Source organism: Methylobacterium sp. J-090 (assembly GCF_022829345.1).
GTDB lineage: Bacteria > Pseudomonadota > Alphaproteobacteria > Rhizobiales > Beijerinckiaceae > Methylobacterium.
In genome coordinates, this window is sequence record NZ_JAKSXV010000096.1 from 45,767 (window position 1) to 61,316 (window position 15,550).

Genomic DNA, 15,550 nt, shown 5'->3' on the forward strand with positions numbered 1-15,550 from the left:
TCATCCTGAAGCCCGGTGCTTTTTGCAGAGCGCCGGGCTCCTTCACTTCAGAAGTCCTTCACTTCAGAAGTCCTGCACTTCAAGCGTCCCCCACTTCAAGAGTCCCGGAAAGGACAGGCCATGGCCAACATCACCGCCGCACTGGTGAAAGAGCTTCGCGAAAAGACCGGCGCGGGCATGATGGACTGCAAGGGCGCGCTCAACGAGACGGACGGCGACATCGAAGCCGCCGTGGACTGGCTCCGCAAGAAGGGCCTCGCCAAGGCTGCCAAGAAGGCCGGTCGCGTCGCCGCCGAGGGCCTCGTCGCCGTCGAGTCGTCGGGTCACCACGCCGCCCTCGTCGAGGTGAACTCCGAGACGGACTTCGTTGCCCGCAACGACAGCTTCCAGGCCTTCGCCCGCGAGGCCGCCAAGCTCGCCCTCGACACCGACGGTACCCTGGAGGGTCTCGAATCCGCCAAGTTCCCCGGCGCCGAGACCACGGTCAAGGAGAGCCTCGCCAACCTCATCGCCACCATCGGCGAGAACATGACCCTGCGCCGCGTCGCCAAGCTAGACGTGACCAAGGGCGTCATCGCCTCCTACGTCCACGGTCAGATCGTCGAGGGTCTCGGCAAGATCGGCGTGCTGATCGCGCTCGAGTCGGACGGGGATGTCGAGGTGCTCTCCACCCTTGGCCGCCAGATCGCCATGCATGTCGCCGCTACCAACCCGGTGGCGCTGGATGCCGCCGGCGTCGATCAGGCGACCCTCGACCGTGAGATCAACATCCTGCGCGAGAAGAACGCCGGCAAGCCCGAGAACGTGCTCGCCAAGATCGTCGAAAGCGGCCTGAAGAGCTATTACAAGGAGGTCACCCTCCTCGAGCAGCCCTTCGTCCATGACGGCTCGAAGACGATCACGCAGGTCCTCAAGGAGGCCGAGGGCAAGGCTGGTGCGCCTGTCAAGCTCACCGCCTTCGTGCGCTACGCCCTCGGCGAGGGCATCGAGAAGGACGACGGCCCGGACTTCGCGTCCGAGGTGGCGAGCCTGTCGCGCTAGGTCGCGGATCGGAGCCTTATCCGCTTCGCAGGATTATCCGCTTTCGCAAAAGACGAGAGCAAGAGACGAGAGGCGGCGGCAGCGATGCCGCCCCTCGACGTTCAGGCCCGCCTTGGGCTAGACACCCCTCCGCTTCCGATTGGCTTCCCGCCCTCGATCAGGGTCGGGCTAGAGGGGACTGGCTCGATGCCGGACACCACGTTGTTTCGCCGCGTCCTCGTGAAGCTTTCCGGGGAGGCGCTCGCCGCCCCCGACGGCTACTGGCTGCATCCGCCGACGCTGGCCGGCATCGCCGAGGACATCGCCCGCACCCGGGAGGCGGGCATTCAGCTCGCCCTGGTGGTCGGCGGCGGCAACATGATCCGAGGCGCGCGCATCTCGTCGGCCGGCTGGATCGACCGTGCCACCGGCGATTCGCTCGGCATGATGGCGACGGTGATGAATTCCCTCGCCCTCGAGACGGCCCTCAACGCCGCCGGCGTGCCGGCTCGCACCATGTCGGCGGTGTCGATGCCGACCATCTGCGAGACCTTCGCACGCCAGCCCGCCCTGCACCACATCGACAAGGGTCAGGTCATCGTGCTCGCCGGCGGCACCGGCAACCCGTTCTTCACCACTGACACGGCCGCCGTCCTCCGCGCGGCCGAGCTGCGCTGCGACGCCGTGCTCAAGGCGACGCAGGTGGACGGCGTCTACTCGGCCGACCCCAAGACGGATCCCAGCGCCACCCGCTACGACCGCCTCACCCACGACGAGGCCATCGGTCGAGACCTCAAGGTGATGGACACCGCCGCCTTCGCGCTCGCCCGCGAGAGCCGGCTCTCCATCGTCGTGGGCTCCGTCCACGCGCCGAGCTCGATCCGGGCCATCCTCACCGGTGAGGCGCCTGCCACCCACGTGGTTCCCTGATCCTCCGGTCTCGAAAGCGCGAAGGGCCGCGAACGTATTTGCGGGCCACAGGGTTTTGGTTCATTGAAGCCGCAGAACGGGCCCCGGCGGCCCGGCCTCCCTCCCTCCTCTGTTCGCGTCGGGACACTGAACGTATGGCTGCCATCCCCGAATTCGACCTGAACGACATCAAGCGCCGCATGCAGGGCGCCGTGACCTCCCTGAAGGGGGACCTCGGCTCCCTGCGCACGGGTCGCGCGACGCCGAGCATCCTCGATCCGATCCAGGTCGATGCCTACGGGGCGATGATGCCCATGGCGCAGGTCGCCACCGTGAGCGTGCCGGAGCCGCGCCTGCTGAGCATCTCCGTGTGGGATCGCGGCATGGTCAGTGCCGTCGAGAAGGCCATTCGCGAGTCCGATCTCGGCATGAACCCTCAGACGGAAGGCCAGACCATCCGCCTGCGCGTTCCCGAGATGAACGAGCAGCGCCGCAAGGAAATGGTCAAGGTCGCCCACAAGTACACGGAGGAGGCCCGCGTCGCCGTCCGCCACGTGCGGCGCGACGGCCTCGATCATTTGAAGAAGCTCGAGAAGGACGGCGCCATCAGCGAGGACGACGAGAAGCGTCAGGCCGGTGAAGTCCAGAAGGTCACCGACCAGCACATCGCGGAGATCGACGGCGTCCTCGCGTCCAAGGAAAAGGAAATCATGCAGGTCTAGCGTTCGGCGGATTTCTGATCAGACTGGACGAGGCATGGAGGAGGGGCGCGTTGGGTCGAACTGAGGGCGCGCGTCACATCGAAACCGGGATGGCGGGTGGGCAAGGCGCGTCGGCGTTCGACGTCCGCTCGCCGGCCATGTCCGGTGCGACGCCGGTGTTGCCCGCTGGTCTCGTGCTGCCGGCGCCCGCCCATGTCGCCATCATCATGGACGGCAATGGTCGCTGGGCGGCGCAACGCGGGTTGCCCCGTGTCGAGGGCCATCGTCGGGGCGTCGAGGCCGTGCGCCGGGCCGTGCGCTCGTCCATCGATCTCGGCGTGCGCTACCTGACCATCTACACCTTCTCGTCGGAGAACTGGCGCCGGCCGCCGGCGGAGGTCGCCGATCTCATGGGCCTGCTCAAGTTGTTCGTGCGCCGTGATCTGGCCGACCTCCACCGCAACGGCGTGCGGGTACGGATCATCGGCGGCCGCGAGGGCCTGAGCACTGATATCACCGCGCTCCTCGACGAGGCCGAGGCGATGACACGGGGAAATTCAGGCCTGACCCTCGTGGTCGCGTTCAATTACGGCGGACGGCAGGAGATCGTTCGCGCGGTCCGCACCCTCGCGCGCGCCTGCGTCGAGGGACGGGCGACGCCGGACGACATCGACATCGATGCCATCGCCGAGGCCCTCGACACCACCGGCATTCCCGACCCCGATCTGGTGATCCGCACCTCGGGCGAAATGCGCCTGTCGAACTTTCTTACCTGGCAGACGGCTTACGCCGAGTACGTGACCACACCCGCCCTATGGCCTGATTTCGACCATGACGCCTTCGTGGCGGCCATCGGCGAGTATCACCGCCGCGACCGCCGTTTCGGCGGCCTCAGCGACAAGACCAGGTGATGGGAAGCTCGAGCGAGGCGACCCCCGGTGCGCGACGCAATCCCTTCGGCGAGCGCGAGTTCCAGCTTCGTGTCGTTTCGGGCGCGGTGCTGGCGGTCCTCGTCGTCTCGGCCCTGATCCTCGGCGGCGGTCCGTTCGCGTTCATCTGGCTCGCCGCCGCCCTCGTCGGAACCGCCGAGTGGATCGGTATGAGCCGCACGGCCCCACGCCGCCTGCTCCTGACGATCATCGGCGTCACCTTGGTCGGCCTCGCCCTGTGCCTGCGGGAGGGGGCTACTCCCCTCGTGTTTCTCGCGGTCGCGGCGACAGGCGCCATCGGCCTGCTCGTCCTGGCTCAGGACGGCCCGGCGCGGGCCCGCGCGGTGGCGGGTCTCGCCGGAGGCGCCGTCGTCGCACTGGTGCCGCCGGGCCTGCGCGACGATCCCGCCATCGGCATCCTCGGACCCGCCTGGATGTTCGCCGTCGTGTGGTCCACGGATGTCGTCGCCTACATCACCGGCCGCACCTTCGGCGGCCCGAAGCTCATGCCGGCCGTGAGCCCGAAGAAGACGTGGTCGGGTGCGCTCGGCGGCCTTGCCGCCGGGACGATGGCCGGCATCGGCCTCGTGGCTCTGGCCCGGGGATACGGCTGGAGCCCGCTCGCGGCGACCTCGCTCGCCATCGTCGGCCTCGTGAGCGCGGCCGCCTCCATCTTCAGCCAAGCCGGCGACCTCGCCGAATCCGCCCTGAAGCGGCATTGGGGCGTCAAGGATTCCGGCCGCTCGATTCCCGGCCATGGCGGCGTCATGGACCGCCTCGATGGCTTTGCCGCCGTTGCGCTGTTGGCCGGATTGTATCTCCTCGCGCATCGCACCGGCGCGGTCTGAAGGAACACTCGCGTTGAGTCTCACCGTTTCCATCCTGGGTGCCACCGGCTCCATCGGCCGCTCCACCACGGACCTCCTCGCCCAGCACCCCGGGCGCTTCCGCATCGGCGCCCTCGTCGGCGGCCGTGACGCCGTGGCGCTCGCCAGGCTCGCGCGCGAGATCGGTGCCGATTTCGTCGCCCTCGCCGACGAATCGCAAGGGGCAGCCCTGCGCGAACTTCTCTCCGGCAGCGGCATCCCCAACGGAGCCGGCGAGAGCGCCGTGCTCGAAGCCGTCGCGCGGGACGCCGACATCGTGATGGCGGCCGTGAGCGGTGCCGCCGGACTGCGCCCGACCCACGCGGCTTTGCGCCTCGGGCGCACGGTGGCGCTGGCCAACAAGGAGAGTCTCGTCTGTGCCGGCGATGCCTTCATGCGGGACGCCAAGCGCTACGGCGCCACCCTCCTGCCGGTGGATTCCGAGCACAATGCCCTTGCGCAGGCGCTTGGCGACGGCAAGGTCGCGGATGTCGCCACCATGACCATCACCGCCTCGGGTGGCCCCTTCCGCACCTGGACCCGGGAGCGCATCGCCGCCGCCTCACCCGAGGACGCCGCCGCCCACCCGACCTGGTCCATGGGCATGAAAATCAACATCGATTCGGCGTCGCTGATGAACAAGGGCCTCGAACTCATCGAGGCGCACCACCTGTTCGGTATCGAGGCCGCACGCCTCGACGCCATCGTGCATCCGCAATCCATCGTCCACGGTCTGATCACCTGGCGCGACGGCGCCGTAACGGCAGGCCTCGCCATGCCGGACATGCGGGTGCCCATCGCCCATTGCCTCGGGCTCGGCGAACGCCTCGCCATCGCGCGTGGCCGGTCCGTCGATCTCGCGGCGGTCGGCAGCCTGACGTTCGAGGCCACCGACGAGGGGCGCTTCCCGTGCCTTCGCATCGCCCGAGCAACCCTGCGCGACGGTGGCGCGGCCCCCACGGTGATGAACGCCGCCAACGAGATCGCGGTCGACGCTTTCATTCGCGGCGCCATCGGGTTTTATGGGATCAGCGATCTCGTCGAGCGCGCCTGCACGCGGTTCGCCGCCCTCTATCGGGAGGCCCCCGCCGATGTCGACGAGGCGCTGGCCATCGACGCCGAGGTTCGGGCCTGGAGCGGCCAGGCTCTGGCAGCCTGAAGGGTCAGGCCTTCGGTCCGTAGCCTGCGAGGAACACCCGCACGGCTTCCTCCACCCGGTAGCCGATCTCACGCTCCGTCACCGCCTCGCCGGCTGCGAACAGCAAGCGGGTAAGGAGGCCAGCTTGGCACAGGTGCAGGAAGTGCTTGGCCGCGAGTTCCGGATCCGCTGCCTTGAGTCTCTCGGCCACCACCTGGGCGTCGAGATAAGCGGCTAGACGCGCCACACCTTGGACCGGCCCAGCCTCGTAGAAGGCTTGTCCGAAGCGCGGGAACTTTTCCGTTGCGCCGATGACCATGCGGATCACCGCCACGTGGTCGGGCCGTGCCAGTTCGGTGAGGTAGCTGTGCCCGAGACGCGTGAGTACGCCGGCGACGTCGGGATCGTCCGCGTCCAGCCGGAACAGAGCCTCGGCCAGCCCCGCGCGCTCGGCGCTTGTGAGCGCCTCAAACAAGGCTTCCTTGCTGTCGAAATAGACGTAGAGCGTGCCCTTCGAGACTCCGGCCACCCGGGCGATCTCACCCATGCTGGCACCGTCAAAGCCAGCGGCAAGGAACACCGCGCGCGCGCCCTCCAGAATCCGTCGGCGCTTGTCCGTCTCTTGACTCGCCCGGACCGACACGACGCTCGCACTACCCGTCATCATAACGACCATCGTCTTGACCGAACCGTTCGGTCAATCTATCTATCCGACGCGCGATCGCAATTCAATCTGTCTCAATTTATGACCGAACGGTTCGGTCATTTTTCGATCTCGGAAGCACAACGATGACCCTGCGCGACGCTGGCGGACGGGACGAGCAGCACCATGACGACCGGGAATCCGGCTTCGCATCGCCGGTAGCACCGTCACCAATGGCCGCGCAGGTGCCGTCCTCGTCGGCCGCGTCGGTTGCGGTGTCCGATGCTGCCGAGCCACGGTGGAAGATCGGGCGCAGACTGATCCTCGCCTTCCTCGTCGCCGCGATCCTCGGCGGAGGCGGGTACAAGGCCTACGCGTGGTGGACGGTCGGGCGATTCTTCGTGTCGACCGACGATGCCTATATCCAGGCCGATATTTCGGTCCTCGCCGCAAAGGTGCCCGGCTACCTCGCCGCCGTCCCGGTGGTGAACGGGCAGTCGGTGAAAGCCGGCGACATCATCGCTCGTATCGACGACGGGGATTATCGCCTCGCCGAGGAAGCCGCCCACGACAAGCTCGTGACCCAGGAGGCGACCATTACCCGCATCGGGCGGCAGGTCGAGGCGGCCCAGGCCCAGCTCATCCAGAGCGCGGCCCAGATCGATGCTGCCCGGGCCGATTCGGTTCGTGCGGCGGCCGATTACGCCCGCCAACAGCAACTCGAGAAGGTCGATTTCGTCGCCAAAGCCCGTATCGAGCAGGCGCGAGCCGACCGCGATCGCACCCAGGCCGCCGAGAAGGGCGCCGAGGCGTCCCTCGTGGCGATGAAGGCCCAGGTTGAAGTCCTGCGCGCGCAGCGGACCGAGGCCGAGGGGCTGGCCGCCGAACTGCGCACGGCCGAGCGGCGCGCCGCGCGCGACCTCGCCTTCACCGTCCTGCATGCGCCCTTCGACGGCGTCATCGGCAACAAGGCCGTCGAGGCCGGCGCTTACGTGTCTCCGGGGTCGCGCATCGCTGCCCTGGTGCCGTTGCAGAGCGTGCGCATCGATGCCAACTTCAAGGAGACACAGGTCGAGCGGATGCATGCCGGCCAGCCCGTCCACGTCGCCGTGGACGCCTATCCGGACCGCGATATCGTCGGCTGGGTCGAGTCGCTGTCGCCGGCTTCGGGCTCGGTGTTCAGCCTGCTCCCGCCGGACAACGCCACCGGCAACTTCACCAAGATCGTCCAGCGCCTGCCCGTGCGAGTACGGGTGCCGGCGGACGTCGCCGGCGAGGGAATGCTGCGGCCGGGCCTCTCCGTCACCGTCCGGGTCGACACCCGTGCGGTGACGACCACGACCGCCGCCCTGCGGCCGTAGCCGTCATGGCCGCCGCAGCCCAGGCGTTCCCACCCACCGCCGCCGAACCGCCTCTCGACCGCCGCCGCATGGTGGCGTTCGTCTGCATGGTGTTCGGGATGTTCATGGCGATCCTGGACATCCAGATCGTCTCGGCGTCGCTCGCCGAGATCCAGGCCGGCCTCTCGGCGTCGGGCGACGAGATCCCCTGGGTCCAGACGAGCTACCTCATCGCGGAAGTCATCGCGATTCCCCTCTCGGGCTTCCTCTCACGGGTGCTGTCGACCCGGTGGATGTTCGTGATCTCGGCGGGCGGCTTCACGCTCATGAGCCTCATGTGCGCCACCTCCACCACCATCAACCAGATGATCGTCTGGCGTGCCCTGCAGGGCTTCATCGGCGGCGGCATGATCCCGACGGTGTTCGCCTCGGCGTTCACGATCTTCCCGCCCTCGAAGCGCTCCATCGTCTCGCCGATGATCGGCCTCGTGGCGACCCTCGCTCCCACCATCGGCCCGACGGTGGGGGGCTACCTCACCGACCTGTTCGACTGGCACTGGCTGTTTCTCATCAACGTCGTGCCGGGCATCGTCGTCACGGTCTCGACCTACTGCCTCGTCGATTTCGACGAGCCTAACCTCGCCCTGTTCCGTCGCTTCGACTGGTTCGGCCTCGTGTTCATGGCGCTGATGCTCGGCTGCCTCGAGTACGTTCTGGAGGAGGGGCCGAACCATGACTGGCTCGCCGACGAGGCGGTCCTTGGTTGCGCCGTGGTCTGCGCGGTGGCCGGGCCGGCCTTCTTCTGGCGTGCCTTTACGGCGGCCGAGCCCATCGTCGATCTGCGCGCCTTCTCCGACCGCAATTTCGCCGCCGGCTGCCTGTTCAGCTTCGTCCTCGGCATCGGCCTCTACGGCCTGACCTACCTCTATCCGGTCTATCTCGGTCGGGTGCGCGGCTACTCGGCCCTGCAGATCGGCGAGACCATGTTCATCTCCGGCCTGTGCATGTTCGCCACCGCCCCCATCGCGGGGCGCTTCCTCGGCAAGGTCGATCCGCGCATCCCCATGGGCCTCGGCTTCATCGGCTTCGCCGCCGGCACCTGGATCGTCACCGGCCTCACCAAGGACTGGGATTTCGGCGAGCTGCTCGTGCCCCAGATCCTGCGCGGCTGCTCCCTGATGCTGTGCATGATCCCCATTAACAACATTGCGCTCGGCACCCTGCCGCCGGCCCGGATGAAGAACGCCTCCGGTCTCTACAACCTCACCCGCAACCTCGGCGGGGCGGTTGGCCTCGCCCTCATCAACACGGTGCTCAACGACCGCTGGGATCTCCACCTCGCCCGCCTGCACGAGCGCTTCACCTGGACCAACACCGCCGTGCTCGAGCGACTGGAGATGACGCGCCGGCAATTCGAGGGGATGGGCGGCAACGCCGATGCCATGGCCCTCAAGGCGATGATGAACACCGTTCGCATCCAAGGCCTCGTGATGAGCTTTTCGGACGTGTTCCTCGTCCTCACCGGCCTGTTCCTCCTCATGGCCTGCGCCGTGCCCTTCATCCGCCGGCCGAGGGCCGCCATGGGCGGGGGCGGGGGGCACTGAACGACGCGCTCTCTTTACCGAGATCGCAGGAAAGCCTGCTTTCCGTCTGGTCTTTGCCCCGGTGCGACGCCAGAACCACGCTGGCGCATTTGCGTTCGCCGGCCACGGGTCCGATCTGCTAAAGGCGGATTGGCGTGCTGCCGCGACGCCTCGGGGATCGACGATGGACTTTCTGAACGCGATGGGCGGAACTGCCGCCGGCTTCTTCGGCAACGTGATCCCGTTCCTGATCGTGCTCAGCGTCGTCGTGTTCGTCCACGAGATGGGGCACTTCCTGGTCGGCCGCTGGTGCGGTGTCGGCGTTCACGCCTTTTCCCTTGGCTTCGGACCGGAACTGTTCGGCTTCAATGACCGCCATGGCACCCGCTGGAAGCTTTCGGCGGTGCCGCTCGGCGGCTACGTCAAGTTCCACGGCGACGCCAACGGTGCCAGCGTGCCGGATCCCGAGGCCGTCGCCCGGATGAGCCCGCAGGAGCGCGCGACGAGCTTTCCGACGCAGCCCCTGGCCAAGCGCGCCGCCATCGTCGCGGCCGGGCCCATCGCCAATTTCCTGTTGGCGATCGTGCTGTTCTCCGGGGCAATCTATTTCGGCGGCCGCTACGAGACGCCGGCCCGCGTCGAAGCCGTGCTGGCCGGAAGCCCGGCCGAGCGCGCCGGCTTCCAGCCCGGCGATGTGATCCGTGCCATTGGCGGCTCGACGGTGAACAGCTTCACCGACATGCAGCGCACGGTCTCCACGAGTGCCGGCTCCAGCCTCGCCATCACCGTCGAGCGCAACGGCGAGCGCCAGGTTCTCACCGCCGTGCCGGACGGAATGGAGGAGCGTACTCCCTTCGGCCGCCATCGCTTCGGCCGCCTCGGCATCCAGGGCCCGAAAGGCAACGAGGCCAAGCTCGTCCAATATGGGCCGCTCCAGTCCGTGGCACTCGGCGTCCATGAGACTTACTTCGTGGTGGACCGCACCATCGATTACATCGGCAAACTCGTGACCGGCCGCGAATCGGCCGACCAGCTCTCCGGCCCCATCGGCATCGCCCGGGTCTCCGGAGAGGTGGCCAAGGTCGGGGGCGCCGGCGGACTCATCGGCCTCATCGCCCTGCTCTCCGTCTCCATCGGCCTCCTCAACCTGTTCCCGGTGCCGCTGCTCGATGGTGGCCACCTGCTGTTCTACGCGTTCGAGGCCGTGCGAGGCCGGCCCCTGAGCGAGCGGACGCAGGAGATCGGCTTCCGTATCGGCCTCGCTCTCGTGCTGTTCCTCATGCTGTTCGCCGCCTGGAACGACGTGCTCAACCTGGGTGCGTCCTGGGGGGCGCGGGGGACCTGATCGACGTTCCCTCAACGCCCCAGGCCGGGCCGGAATGAGGCTAAAGCGATGGCCGCGCAGGCGTCTCCGCCGCGCGGCCGAAAGCCGTTGTGATTTCGTTCACCGTGTTCGGCGATCGCGTTTCATCGTTAAGTGACCGGAAGGCCACGTGTCCCCAAAATCCCCAGCGAGCGGGTGCCCCCGGCGTTTGCTTCGACCGGGAAACTCGGTAGAAGCTGAGCCTGGGACCAGACGACGGGACGACCGGGCAAACCGGCGCCTGTCCGCGGGTGCGAACCCGTACTGATAATAAAAGAGACGGGCGATTACATGATGTCGATGACGGGGAAGCGCCGACGCAAGTCGGCGGAGCAGACCATCGTCCTAGTCGCCGCCACGGCCGCAGGGCTGGTTCTCGGCGGCGTGGCGCAGGCCGAGCAGATCGTCGTCCAGGGTAACAAGCGCGTCGATTCCGATACGATTCGGTCCTACGTGACCGGCACCGCCTCCGGCTCGCCCGAGGAAGCCCGCCGCAACCTCCTGGCGAGCGGCATGTTCTCCGACGTGAAGGTGTCGCGCAGCGGCGGCAGCACCGTGGTGAGCGTGCGCGAGAACAACATCATCAACCGGGTGGTGTTCGAAGGAAACAAGAAGGTCGAGAAAGCCACCCTCGAGGGTGAGATCGAGGCCAAGGCGCGCGGTCCCTACAATCAGGGCATCATCACCGCCGACATGCAGCGCATCCGCGAGATCTACCGTCGCTCGGGACGCGGCAGCGCCAAGGTCAGTTTCCGTACCGTCGATCTGCCCAACGGCCGCCTGGACGTGATCTACGTCATCGAAGAGGGCGACAAGACCGGCATCAAGGCGATCAATATCTCGGGCAACAAGGAATACTCCGAGTCGAAGATCAAGGAGCTGATGTCCTCCTCGGAGATGAATTTCCTGTCGTTCATCAAGACCTCCGACGTCTACGATCCCGACCGGATCACCAACGACCTCGATCTCGTGCGGCGCTTCTATCTCAAGAACGGCTACGCCGACTTCCGCGTCGTCAAGGCCGATGCCCGCTACGTCGAGGCCGAAACCGATGCTGGCTGGGTCATCGACGTGGTGGTCGAGGAAGGCCAGCAGTACAAGGTCGGTGCCGTCGCCATCGATTCGCGCTTGCCGGGCCTCGACACGAAGGGCCTCGACGGCGAGGTCCGCGCCCAGGTCGGTGACGTCTACAATGCCGAAGACGTCGAGAGGACCCTCAGCGGCGTCACGAACCAGGTCGCCCGCCAGGGCTATCCCTTCGCCCAGGTGCGTCCCACCGGCCAGCGCGATCCGGCCACTGGCACGGTGGCTCTCGGCTTCGTGGTCGAGGATGGCCCGCGCGTCTACGTCGAGCGCATCAACATCCGCGGCAACACCCGCACCCGCGACTACGTCATCCGTCGCGAACTCGATATCACCGAGGGTGATGCCTACAATCGCGTCCTCACGGATCGCGCCGAGCGTCGCCTGAACGGCCTCGGCTTCTTCAAGAAGGTCCGCTTCTCCAACGAGCCGGGCTCGGCCGCCGACCGCGTGATCATCAACATCGATGTCGAGGATCAGCCCACGGGTTCGTTCTCGGTCGCCGGTGGCTACTCGACCCAGGACGGCATCATCGGCGAAGTCTCGGTCTCCGAGTCGAACTTCCTCGGTCGCGGCCAGTACGTCCGCGTCGCCGGTACCGCCGGTCAGTACGCCCGCGGCGTCGACTTCTCGTTCACCGAGCCGTACTTCCTCGGCTACCGCTTGGCCGCCGGCTTCGACGCCTTCTACAAGTACAGCGACCAGACCCGCTACTCGCGCTACGAGACCACCGTCTATGGCGGTCAGCTCCGCGTCGGCCTGCCGATCACGGAGGAGTTCGGCATCACCCTTCGCTACTCGCTCTACAACACCGAGTTGCGCGTTCCGAATTCGATCCGCCGGCCCTACAACGATTGCTCGAACCCGATCCCGGGCTACACGGCGGTCTATCCGAACAACACGTTCACGGCCAACGGCCAGAACGTGTCGGGCCTGGCGGCCTATCCGAATTGCGCCTTCGACGGCGAAGCTTCGATCGCCCTCAAGGGCTCACAGGGCAACACGCTCACGTCGCTCGCCGGCCTCACGCTCGCCTACTCGACCCTCGATAATATCGGCCTGCCGCGCAACGGCCTCTATGCCGAGCTGAAGCCCGACATCGCTGGTCTCGGCGGCGACTCGAAGTTCTTCCGCGTGACCGGCGACGCCCGGTACTACAAGGAGTTCTACGAGGACGTGGTCGGCTTCGTCCGGCTTCAGGGCGGTCACATCTCCGCGCTCAACGACGAACCCCTGCGCATCACAGACCAGTTCTTCCTCGGCCCGTCGCTGGTCCGCGGTTTCGCCCCCAACGGTATCGGTCCGCGCGACGTCGGCATCGCCGACAGCCGTTCCAATGCCATCGGCGGCAGCACCTATGTCGGCGGTACCGTCGAGGTCCAGTTCCCGATCTGGGGCATTCCCAAGGATCTCGGTCTGAAGGGCGCGGTCTTCGCCGATGCCGGTACCCTGTTCGGCTACAACGGCCGCACGCAGTTCAACGTGAACGGCGACGCCTTCATCAACGGCATCGCCCCCGGCGGCGTCTGCAACTTCAACTCGGCCACTATCGGTGTCGAGCCGGAATGTGTGAACGTCCACGACAAGGCGGTCATCCGGTCATCCATCGGCGCCTCGATCCTGTGGAATTCGCCGCTCGGCCCGATCCGCTTCGACTACGCCTACGCCCTCACCAAGGATGAAGGCGTGAAGGTTCCGGGGACCAACTTCCGGATCGGCAAGGATCAGCTCCAGGCCTTCCGGTTCTCCGGCGGCTCGCGCTTCTGATCGAAGAAAAGCGCCGCCCTTTTCGAGGGGCGGCGCGTTGCCGGTTATGGATCCGATCTTTTTCTCTGCCGATACGACGCTCAGTCTCGGTGCCCTCGCCGAGGCTGCTGGCGTTTCGCTGCCTCCCGGGGCCGATCCGCAGGCCGTGCTTACCGGGGCCGCGTCCCTGGAGACCGCCACGGCGAGCGATCTCGCCTACATGGACAATGCCCGCTACGGCGATGCCTTGACGCGGACTCGGGCCGGAGCTTGCCTCGTCGCGCCGCGGTTCGCCGCCCGGGTGCCGGCCGGTACCCTCGCCATGGTGATCCGCGATCCCTATCGCATCTATGCGGGGCTCCTCGCCCGCTTCCATCCTGATGCCATGAGTCCGGGTTCCCTTTTCGGCTCGAAGGGAATCGCGCCCGGCGCCCACGTCCATCCCGACGCTCGCCTGGAGGCGGGCGTGCGGGTCGATCCCGGCGCGGTGATCGGACCGGGCGCCGAGATCGGGGCCGGTACCGTGATCGGACCCGGCGCGGTTCTCGGGCCCAACGTGCGGATTGGGCGCGACTGCGCCATCGGTGCCGGGGCTACTCTCACCCATGCGTTGCTCGGCAACCGCGTCATCGTCCATCCCGGCGCGCGCCTCGGCCAGGACGGTTTCGGTTTCGCCATGGGGCCGGGCGGCCATCTCAAGGTTCCGCAGATCGGCCGGGTCATCGTGCAGGACGATGTCGAGATCGGTGCCAACACCACCGTCGATCGCGGCGCAAGCCGGGATACGGTGATCGGGGAGGGGACGAAGATCGATAATCTCGTCCAGATCGCCCACAACGTCGTCATCGGACGACACTGCGTCATCGTCTCGGGCGTTGGCATCTCCGGTTCGACCACCTTGGAGGATTACGTCGTCTTGGGTGGACAGGTCGGCGTCGTCGGCCACCTGCGCATCGGCATGGGGGCGCAGATCGCGGGCTCCTCCAACGTCAACCGAGACGTGCCTGCGGGCAGCCGATGGGGCGGCACGCCGGCCAAGCCCGTCCGCGCGTGGTTCCGCGAGCTGACGACGCTCGCCCGCCTCGCCGAACGCTCGGCCCGCGATGGCGAGGAACCGAAGGCCTGAGACGTGATCAGATCGTTTCGCGCAGGCGCAGGTAATCCGGTCGGAAGCCCGCCATGGCCTGGAATGTGGAGCGGTTCAGGATCGTCAACGTCCGACCCGATAGGGTGATCAGCCTCTGACGACGCAGTTCCTGTAGGGTCCGGTTGACGTGGACGCTCGACAAACCAACGGTGTCGGCGAGATCGCACTGCGTGATCGGCATATCGAACCGGTCGGCTTCCGCCAGACCGACGGCCCGCAAGCGCAGTTCGAGTTCGCAGAACAGATGTGCGATCCGCTCCAGGGCCGGGCGACCACCGATGTCGACGAGCCATTCGCGCACGGTCGCCTCCTCCACCTGACCCGCCACCCGTAGGCCTTCGGCGATGGCCGGATGATCCTGCGTTGCGTCGGCGACGGCGGCGCGTGCCAAGCGCACGATGCGAACGGGTGTCAGCGCCATCATCACGTGGTCCGGCCGATTTTGGAGGGCCGTATCGAGATCGTAGCTGTCGCCGGGCACGAGATAGGCGATAATCTGTCGACGACCGCCCGCTACGGTTCGGTAGTGGCAGGCGAAACCCTCCATCAGGACGAGACGGCCGCCTCGCATATCCTCTCGCGGGACTAGGTTCGCACGGGTGGGATGGCTGTCGTATATCGTGGTGATCTCCTCGAGATGATCACCCGCCGCGGCTGAGAGCGGTACGAGGCTTTCGAGTTTGCGTCGAAATGGGTTCGCCTTGGGCCTCGTCATGGCTCGTGCCTGAGCATTGTCACCGGCCGCCCCGGATTTCACGAAGCCGGCGGGCTGCCGCATCGGGCTGGCCTCGCCACCAGCGGTTCGCGGGCTCCCGCAAGTGGCAGGCATCGAGCCGGGATGCCGAAGGGATCGCAATTGGCGAAACTCCGTGCCGGGGCAGCAACCCGGGGGATTGAGGAACATCGAACCCAAATTCTGGCGACAGACGTTCCAGACGTGCCATCCGCCGATCGACCGTACGATTGCGCACCGAAGCGTGCGTCGGTCAACGCGGACGACCCACGGCCCTCCTCAAAATCTCGCTACTTCACCATGATCGAGGGGGGCATGAGTTTCGACGACCGGGGCTTGCATCCGGCGG

General features: G+C 67.0%; 13 protein-coding genes. 11 read left to right on the top strand and 2 right to left on the bottom strand.

Annotated features, from left to right (window positions below; translation table 11 throughout):
• The first annotated feature begins 120 nt into the window (after positions 1 to 120).
• The 6 genes from tsf to dxr all read left to right on the top strand — a co-directional run bounded on the left by tsf (position 121) and on the right by dxr (position 5,584).
• Positions 121 to 1,041, top strand: a complete 921-nt coding sequence (tsf, locus tag MKK49_RS17165; protein ID WP_244030629.1) for a translation elongation factor Ts — start codon at positions 121 to 123, stop codon at positions 1,039 to 1,041.
• A 186-nt stretch (positions 1,042 to 1,227) separates the two neighbouring features.
• Entirely contained in the window at positions 1,228 to 1,950 is a 723-nt protein-coding gene (pyrH, locus tag MKK49_RS17170; RefSeq protein ID WP_244030632.1) for a UMP kinase, read from the top strand.
• 134 nt (positions 1,951 to 2,084) lie between these two features.
• Positions 2,085 to 2,651, top strand: a complete 567-nt coding sequence (gene frr / locus MKK49_RS17175) for a ribosome recycling factor (protein ID WP_056173131.1) — start codon at positions 2,085 to 2,087, stop codon at positions 2,649 to 2,651.
• Positions 2,652 to 2,701: 50 nt separating this feature from the next.
• On the top strand, positions 2,702 to 3,541 hold the full coding sequence (locus tag MKK49_RS17180) for an isoprenyl transferase (protein ID WP_409565091.1): 840 nt from the start codon (positions 2,702 to 2,704) through the stop codon (positions 3,539 to 3,541).
• A complete protein-coding gene (locus tag MKK49_RS17185) occupies positions 3,541 to 4,407 on the top strand; it encodes a phosphatidate cytidylyltransferase (RefSeq protein ID WP_244030634.1) in 867 nt (288 codons plus the stop codon). Before MKK49_RS17180 ends, MKK49_RS17185 begins: the two co-directional genes overlap by 1 nt.
• A gap of 13 nt (positions 4,408 to 4,420) precedes the next feature.
• Entirely contained in the window at positions 4,421 to 5,584 is a 1,164-nt protein-coding gene (gene dxr / locus MKK49_RS17190) for a 1-deoxy-D-xylulose-5-phosphate reductoisomerase (protein ID WP_244030641.1), read from the top strand.
• Positions 5,585 to 5,588: 4 nt separating this feature from the next.
• On the opposite strand, the gene MKK49_RS17195 is transcribed toward dxr, so the two are convergent.
• Entirely contained in the window at positions 5,589 to 6,230 is a 642-nt protein-coding gene (locus tag MKK49_RS17195) for a TetR/AcrR family transcriptional regulator (protein WP_409565092.1), read from the bottom strand.
• Between the two features lie 122 nt (positions 6,231 to 6,352).
• On the opposite strand from MKK49_RS17195, the gene MKK49_RS17200 reads away from it, so the two are divergent.
• The 5 genes from MKK49_RS17200 (at position 6,353) to lpxD (ending at position 14,447) form a co-directional block, all read left to right on the top strand.
• Positions 6,353 to 7,567, top strand: coding sequence for an HlyD family secretion protein (locus MKK49_RS17200; protein WP_244030642.1), 1,215 nt, complete (start codon positions 6,353 to 6,355; stop codon positions 7,565 to 7,567).
• Positions 7,568 to 7,572: 5 nt separating this feature from the next.
• Positions 7,573 to 9,150, top strand: coding sequence for a DHA2 family efflux MFS transporter permease subunit (locus tag MKK49_RS17205; RefSeq protein ID WP_244030650.1), 1,578 nt, complete (start codon positions 7,573 to 7,575; stop codon positions 9,148 to 9,150).
• 163 nt (positions 9,151 to 9,313) lie between these two features.
• A complete protein-coding gene (gene rseP, locus MKK49_RS17210; RefSeq protein WP_244030657.1) occupies positions 9,314 to 10,474 on the top strand; it encodes an RIP metalloprotease RseP in 1,161 nt (386 codons plus the stop codon).
• Between the two features lie 309 nt (positions 10,475 to 10,783).
• On the top strand, positions 10,784 to 13,342 hold the full coding sequence (gene bamA, locus MKK49_RS17215) for an outer membrane protein assembly factor BamA (protein WP_244030661.1): 2,559 nt from the start codon (positions 10,784 to 10,786) through the stop codon (positions 13,340 to 13,342).
• 46 nt (positions 13,343 to 13,388) lie between these two features.
• Positions 13,389 to 14,447, top strand: a complete 1,059-nt coding sequence (gene lpxD, locus MKK49_RS17220) for a UDP-3-O-(3-hydroxymyristoyl)glucosamine N-acyltransferase (RefSeq protein ID WP_244030665.1) — start codon at positions 13,389 to 13,391, stop codon at positions 14,445 to 14,447.
• A gap of 7 nt (positions 14,448 to 14,454) precedes the next feature.
• Here the strand turns inward: lpxD and MKK49_RS17225 are convergent, their stop codons facing one another.
• The gene (locus MKK49_RS17225; RefSeq protein ID WP_244030667.1) at positions 14,455 to 15,246 is read right to left on the bottom strand and encodes a Crp/Fnr family transcriptional regulator; all 792 of its coding nucleotides are present in this window, start codon (positions 15,244 to 15,246) and stop codon (positions 14,455 to 14,457) included.
• Positions 15,247 to 15,550: the final 304 nt, after the last annotated feature.

What these genes read in the sequence shown, in the direction of transcription:
- MKK49_RS17205 (WP_244030650.1), top strand. Translation starts at nt 7,573, where the DNA reads ATGGCCGCCGCAGCCCAGGCGTTCCCACCCACCGCCGCCGAACCGCCT.
- MKK49_RS17200 (WP_244030642.1), top strand. Translation starts at nt 6,353, where the DNA reads ATGACCCTGCGCGACGCTGGCGGACGGGACGAGCAGCACCATGACGAC.
- MKK49_RS17225 (WP_244030667.1), bottom strand. Translation starts at nt 15,246, where the DNA reads ATGCGGCAGCCCGCCGGCTTCGTGAAATCCGGGGCGGCCGGTGACAAT.
- frr (WP_056173131.1), top strand. Translation starts at nt 2,085, where the DNA reads ATGGCTGCCATCCCCGAATTCGACCTGAACGACATCAAGCGCCGCATG.
- MKK49_RS17185 (WP_244030634.1), top strand. Translation starts at nt 3,541, where the DNA reads ATGGGAAGCTCGAGCGAGGCGACCCCCGGTGCGCGACGCAATCCCTTC.
- bamA (WP_244030661.1), top strand. Translation starts at nt 10,784, where the DNA reads ATGATGTCGATGACGGGGAAGCGCCGACGCAAGTCGGCGGAGCAGACC.
- lpxD (WP_244030665.1), top strand. Translation starts at nt 13,389, where the DNA reads ATGGATCCGATCTTTTTCTCTGCCGATACGACGCTCAGTCTCGGTGCC.
- pyrH (WP_244030632.1), top strand. Translation starts at nt 1,228, where the DNA reads ATGCCGGACACCACGTTGTTTCGCCGCGTCCTCGTGAAGCTTTCCGGG.
- tsf (WP_244030629.1), top strand. Translation starts at nt 121, where the DNA reads ATGGCCAACATCACCGCCGCACTGGTGAAAGAGCTTCGCGAAAAGACC.
- MKK49_RS17195 (WP_409565092.1), bottom strand. Translation starts at nt 6,230, where the DNA reads ATGATGACGGGTAGTGCGAGCGTCGTGTCGGTCCGGGCGAGTCAAGAG.
- rseP (WP_244030657.1), top strand. Translation starts at nt 9,314, where the DNA reads ATGGACTTTCTGAACGCGATGGGCGGAACTGCCGCCGGCTTCTTCGGC.